The 6,552-nt window shown below is 67.5% G+C and carries 3 protein-coding genes and 1 pseudogene; 2 read left to right on the top strand and 2 right to left on the bottom strand.

Annotated elements, in window-relative coordinates:
- Positions 1-3,693: AMP-binding protein (locus tag D7V88_RS37675; protein ID WP_158625247.1), on the bottom strand; the 3,693-nt coding region annotated here is incomplete at its 3' end.
- A 467-nt stretch (positions 3,694-4,160) separates the two neighbouring features.
- On the opposite strand from D7V88_RS37675, the gene D7V88_RS37670 reads away from it, so the two are divergent.
- A complete protein-coding gene (locus D7V88_RS37670) occupies positions 4,161-4,409 on the top strand; it encodes a hypothetical protein (RefSeq protein ID WP_120545390.1) in 249 nt (82 codons plus the stop codon).
- 325 nt (positions 4,410-4,734) lie between these two features.
- Here the strand turns inward: D7V88_RS37670 and D7V88_RS42770 are convergent, their stop codons facing one another.
- On the bottom strand, positions 4,735-5,616 hold the full coding sequence (locus D7V88_RS42770; protein WP_147449039.1) for an AbfB domain-containing protein: 882 nt from the start codon (positions 5,614-5,616) through the stop codon (positions 4,735-4,737).
- A 707-nt stretch (positions 5,617-6,323) separates the two neighbouring features.
- On the opposite strand from D7V88_RS42770, the pseudogene D7V88_RS44875 reads away from it, so the two are divergent.
- A pseudogene (locus tag D7V88_RS44875) lies at positions 6,324-6,552 on the top strand (hypothetical protein); the annotation flags it as partial.

Below are 6,552 nucleotides of genomic sequence, written 5' to 3'. Positions count from 1 at the left end.
GAGCCGCTGGGGGGGCAGGGTGGGGTCCAGCGGGAGGTACGCGCCGCCCGCCTTGAGGATGGCCAGCAGGCCGACGACGAACTCCGGCGAGCGCTCGAAGCACAGGCCCACGAGGACGTCCGGGCCCACGCCGTGGCGGCGCAGCACGCGCGCCAGCCGGTTGGCGCGGGCGTCCAGCGCCCTGTACGTCAACGACTGGCCCTCGAAGACGAGCGCCTCCACCTCGGGCGTGCGCCGCGCCTGCGCCTCGAACACGTGGTGCGCGAGGGCTTCTGGCGGCGAGTCCCCGGTCTCCCCGCTCCACTCGCCGGCCAGCTTCCGGCGCTCGGACGCATCCAGCATCGACACCGACGCCAGCGGCGCGTCCGGCGCGGCGAGCGCGGCGCCCAGCAGCACCTCCAGGTGCGAGAAGAGCTGACGGACCGTCGCGGCGTCGAAGAGGTCCGTGTCGAACTCCAGCCACCCGGACAGGCCGCCGTCCCGCTCCGACAGCGCCAGGTGCAGATCGCCCTGCGCGACCACCGGCGCCCGCTCCAGCCGCCGCAGCTCCAGGCCGGGCAGGCCCTGCCCGGCCAGCGGATCCGGCAGCAGCGAGAGGACGACCTGGAAGAAGGGCGTGGCGCCCGCGACGCGCGCCGGCCGCAGCGCCTCCACCAGCTTCTCGAAGGGAAGTTCCTGGTGGGCGTAGGCCTCCAGCGTCACCTCGCGCACGTGGGCCAGCAGCTCACGGAAGGTGCGCCGTCCCGCCAGCCGGGTGCGCAGCGCCAGCGTGTTGACGAAGAAGCCGATGAGGCCCTGGGTCTCCGGTCGCTCGCGCCCGGTGACGGGAGTGCCCACCACCACGTCGTCCTGCCCCGAGTAGCGCGACAGGAGCAGCTTGAAGGCCGCCAGCAGCACGACGAAGGGGGACACGCCCTCGGCGCGAGCCAGTGCCCGCACGCCGTCCACCAGGGCCACGGGCAGGCGCACCGCCACGCCATCCCCTGGTCGGGACGTGCGGGCGACGCGAGGCCGCGCCCCGGCCAGCTCCAGCACCTCTGGAGCGCCGGCGAGCTGCTGGCGCCAGTAGTCCAAATCCCCCGCGAACGCCCCCGCGTCCAGGCGCGAGCGCTGCCAGGCGCCGAAGTCGGAGTAGCCAATCGGCAGCGCGGGAAGCACCGCCGTGAGGCCCGCCGCGTGCGCCGAGTAACCCGCGGACAGCTCGCGCACGAGCACGCCCATGGAGGCGCCGTCGGACACGATGTGGTGCATCGCGAGGATGACCACGTGTTCGTGCTCCTCCACGCGCAGCACGGTGACGCGCAGCAGGGGGCCGCGCGACAGGTCGAAGGGCCGCAGCGCCTCCGCGTTGGCGCGCACGGCCACCTGGCGTTCGCGGTCCAGGGTCGGCAGCGCGCGCAGATCGCGCACCGTCAGCGCGAAGGCGCCGTCGCGGGAGCCCTCCAGTCGCGCCTCGCCGTCCGGGCCCTGCGCGTGGAAGGTGGTCCGCAGGGGTTCGTGCCGGCGCACCACGTCCTGGAAGGCGCGCTCCAGCGCGGCCACGTCCAGCGCTCCCGTAAGCTGGACGGTGGCGGTGATGTTCAGCGCCGCGTCCTCCGGGGCCAGCCGGTGCTGGAACCACAGGCGCTCCTGCGCGGGCGACAGGGCAGCGGGCGCATCCGTCCGGGGGATCCCCGCCGGCCTTCCCGCGCCCTCCTGCCGCCGCGAGTGCAGCAGGCCGGCCAGCTCCGTGAGCGTGGGCCCGCGCAGCAGCTCCTCCATGCGCACCACGACCCCGGCGTCCGTCTCCAACTCGTGACCGAACTCGATGGCGCCCAGCGAGTCCAGGCCGAAGCCGGTGAGGGGCGCGGTGGGGGAGAGGGCCTCGGGAGCGACCCGCAGGCGCCGAGCCAGCCGCGAGCGCAGCCAGTCGACCAGGGCCTCTTCGGAGGCCTCGGGGGTGAGCGCCACCTCGGCGTCGCGCGTCCCGGCCGCGACAGGCTCCTGGGCGTTGCTCCACGCCCAGACGACGGCCAGCTCCTCGGCCAGGAAGGCCGCGCGCGTGCTCTGCCGTTGGATCTTCCCGCTGGAGGTCTTGGGGATGCTGCCGGCCTCCACCAGCACCAGCGCGTGCAACTGCACCTCGTGCTGCTCCGCCAGGTGCTGGCGCACGAGCGCCGCCACCTCCGCGCCTTCCTTCAGCTTGCGCGCGTCCACCTCCTGCACCACGACGAGCCGTTCCTCGCCAGCGCCCTCGACGCTGAAGGCCGCGCCGCACCCGGGCCGCAGTGCCGGGTGGCAGCCCTCCACCGTCAGCTCCAGGTCCTGCGGGTACACGTTGCGCCCGCGCAGGATGATCAAATCCTTGATGCGCCCGGAGACGAACAGCTCCCCGTCCAGGAGGAAGCCCAGGTCGCCGGTGCGCAGGTACGCGCGGCCCTCGTCGCCCACCACCTGGCCGCCGAACGCGCGCGCCGTCTCCTCCGGCCGGTTCCAGTAGCCGCGCGCCACGCTGCCGCCCGCCACCCAGATCTCGCCCACCGTGCCCGGCGGGCAGGGCTTGCCGCTGGAGGGCTCCACCACGCGCAGCACCTGTTCGGCCAGCGTGGTGCCGCAGCCCACGAGCGTGCGCGCTCCTGCCTCGGCGTCCGCGATCGCCTGGCCCCGCGCGAGCGGATCCGCGGCGAACGAGCGCAAGAGGGGCGGCTCACGCTTGAGGCCGCCGGAGACGATGAGCGTCGCCTCCGCCAGGCCGTAGCAGGGATAGACGGCGTCGCGTTTGAAGCCCTGGGGCCCGAAGGCCTGGAAGAAGCGATCCAACGTCTCTGGGCGGATGGGCTCCGCGCCGCAGAAGGCGACCTCCCAGCGGCTCAGGTCCAGCGCGGCCCGCTCCTCCGGGGTGCTCTTGCGCACGCACAGGTCGAAGGCGAAGTTGGGCCCGCCGCTGATGGTGGCCCCGAAGCGGGACACCGCCTCCAGCCACTTCATGGGGCGGCGCAGGAAGTCCAGCGGCGACATCAGCGCCACCGGGAAGCCCACGTAGAGCGGCTGGAGGATGCCGCCGATGAGCCCCATGTCGTGGTACGGCGGCAGCCAGATGACGCCCGAGGACCTGGCGTGCGATTCGAAGGCGCCGGTGATGAGCCCCAGGTTGTGAAGCAGGTTGCCGTGGCTGAGCATCACGCCCTTGGGCGTGCCCGTGCTGCCGGACGTGTACTGGAGGAACGCCAGCGTGTCGGAGTCCGCCCGCGCGGGCTGCCAGTCCTGGCCGGCCTCCTCCGGGAGCGTATCGGTGGCCACCCACTTGAGATCCCGCAGCTCCGGCGCCTGCTCGAAGAGCATCTCCGCGAACGACGCGATGAACGAAGTGGTGAGCACCACGGTCGCCTGCGCGTCCTCGATGATGGAGCGCAGCCGGGGAAGCGTCCGCGCCAGGCGCATCGGATCCGGCGGGTACGCGGGCACCGCCACCCGGCCCGAGTACAGGCACCCGAAGAACCCCGCGATGTACTGCAACCCCGGCGGGTAGAGCAGCATCACCCGGGCACCCTCGGAGGTCGTCTCCTCCAGCGCCGCCCCGATGCGCCGAGCCCACCGATCCAGCTCGCCATACGACATCGGCGAGTCCGTCCCGTCCTCCTCCAGGAACGTGTAGAGCCGTTCGTCCGCCCGGGTCCCAGCCCGCTCGCGCAACAAATCAATCAGGGAAACCAAGGAGGTCTTGGAAAAGCTGGAAGACTGAGACATGTGGCCAACATAATTCAGGTTTTCAGATTTTTGTCATAAGGGAATTATTACAAGGAAAGACCAATTTGCGGGGGGTCCAACCTTTCCGCGAACCTAGGTCCCGTCTGTGGTGTCCCTGAGCCCTGCTCACCCTCCTTGCCAAGCGGAAGCGCCCTTTTTTGACGCCGGAAGTCACCTGTTCTCAGCCCCTTCGACGCCTGTCCGGGACGCGCCCCAGCGCTCCTCCACCACCGGGCTGGACGCCGACGCGCGGCAGGCGCTGGACGCGGTGCTCGCGGGAGATCCAGGGGGCGCCCCAGCGCTCCTGGAGGACGCGATACGCGAGCGCTCCCGCGAGGCTTATCGGGAACTCGCGGCGGGCTCGGGCAGAACGCTGGTGGAGGTGGCGCGCGAGGCGCGGGGCTGGGGAGGATCAGCACGGGTGTGCTCGGCACGTGGGCACATACCTCCTGGCGGAGGAACGCCCGGTGCTGGAGACCCGCCTGGGCCGCTGCGTCTCCGCCTGGACGCGTTTCTCCCGCGCAGTGCGCTCGCACGCTGTGACACTCTTCGTCCTCACCCGATTCGTTTCCGAAGCGCGCCTGCCCTTGGACAACAACCACGAGGAGTACGTCGCGGCCGTACTGCTACGCGTCCAGACCCGTCCGAACACACGCATCGGGGAACTGCTGTCGCACGAATAGAATCGGCGGCGCACAGCCGACGTGTCCTGAAGCCTCGCGTCTCAATCCGTCGCGCCGCGCGTCGAACACGACATCTGTTCGCCCTCAAGTGATCCGGCGCGTCGTTGGCCGGACGGATACCGTTCGGCCCGGTGGCGACGGGGCACGACGTGTGCTCGGAGGAAACTGCGTGGGCAAGACGCCACGCAGTCACCGGTGGCCCAGGAAGTCCTGGACGAAGATGGAGCACCCTGTTTGGGGCAGCGCTGACAAGCGCTGACCCTTTCGCGTGCACGCGTTTGGCAGGCTGGAAAGCTTGTGCGCGTCGTGCAGTCGCCGCTGCAAATCAAGGCGACCAGGGAGACACTAGCTTGAACGTGGCATCTGCCGCATAAGGGTCTCCGCCTCCTGGCTCAACCCAAAGTTCATTGCCCCTATGGCGGATGTAGCGTCCTGGATAGTTATAAGACTCAAAGCTGAGATATGAAAGATCAGCCAGCCCCCTTTTCATGCAGAACGTCGCATCCTGTCGAAACAGTATGCTGCCATCAGGACTGTTGAGGACGAGGCGATAGCCAAAGTGCCGAAGGAATCTGCCCGGATGACTGCGTGCCTCAAACGACAAACATTGCGGATCTGCTAGGCCATTCACGATTTTGAAAGTGGCATCCAACTTGTCGATTGAGCTTGAAATCGGGCTCACATAGCCGAGATCATTCATGTGGCGCATGAACAGCAACGTGTAGGCATATGTGTTGAATGACCAGTAGCGCCCCGCGTAAGGCTGGCTCGAAATTCTCGGGCCCTTGATGTTGAGTTGGAACGGTCCGCAGTTGGAGCCGTAGCCGTCAACAGTGATTACGATCGTCTGTCCGGCCGAGAGTTCAGCCTGCACGGATGAGTTTGTTGAACCATTCGAATCATCATTGCATGCAATCGGATTGATGCCGTCGGCATCGTACAATTGAAGAATGGTGTCAAAGCTGGAGCCCTCTGTGGTGAAGCTGTAGCCGCCAGCCGCAGGAGCCGTCCATCGGTAGGAATGATCCGATGACTGGCTGGAGCTGCAAGTGGGCGTGTGCTCATCGAAAGCACCGCATGTGTCCGAGTACAAGACTGGCGAACCGATGCTTGATCCAATGTCGTAATTGTATCCAAGGGATTGGTTCGAGAGTTCTTGACTGGCGCTGGTTTCGCTTGGTGCGACAGATTTTATGATTTTACCCACGCCAGCAAGCGAAGTTCTAGCATCTGCGAGAGGGCAGGATTCACAGTTGGAGCGAACTCGTCGTAACCCTCGTTGGCTCCACAGCCTGCAAGCAAGAAGAATAATGAGAATATTCGAATGTTGATGGTTTTGTCTTCCATGTGCGCTCTCCTTGGAGTTGCGTGCGCATTCAGGCGCTTGGTAATTATAGACATGGATGATTCGGGATTTCCATCCCCGCGGTAGCCTGTGGAACCAGAAGTCGTCTCATGTCAGGACGGAGAACAGAGGGCATCAAGGAGGCAGGGGTTATGGGTGACCCGGCCTGACACCGGGATTTGTTGAGTTGAATCCTCCGCCGCCTGGGCTGGATGCGCGATGCAGAGGATGGCTGGTGTCGTCAAGCGGGCCAGCTTCATGGGCACTGCGATCCTCGCTGCAGCTGAGGGTGGCTCACCGTAGACCAGCTCCTGGGTACGTCGGGACCTTCCCACAATGGCAGGAGCGATCGGGACGCATTGCCGCAGCAAGGTGTTTCCGCGACTGCCGCCGGTCTGAACGTCAGACGTGTGTCCTTTGCTTCATCGCCGGAACCCTCACCGGCGGTGCGTATGCGTGTGAAGCGAGGCTGGGTCGTGTCGTTGTGGCTGCTGCTTCCAGCACCCTCCTGGGCTGAAGACGCACTGCCGCCGGAGCACGTGGAAGAGAGCTTGCCTCCTGATGAACGCGTGACACCGCCTGTGCTGGAGACGGAATCCAGGGACGTTCCCCAGGTACGGCGGTGGCGCTTCCTCACCCGTCTGGAGGCCGCGACGCTGACGTTGTTGCCGCGTCATGGGGTGGGCCGGGACGAAGGCTTCTTGCAATTGGAGCCCACCCTGGTGGTGGATGGTGGCGAGGAGTTTGGCCTCAACCTGGGCGCTCCGGTGCGTCTTCGCCTGTGGGGCGGGGGCGAGG

This window comes from Corallococcus terminator, from assembly GCF_003611635.1.
GTDB classification, from domain to species: Bacteria; Myxococcota; Myxococcia; order Myxococcales; family Myxococcaceae; genus Corallococcus; species Corallococcus terminator.
This window is presented reverse-complemented; position numbering and strand designations above follow the sequence as displayed.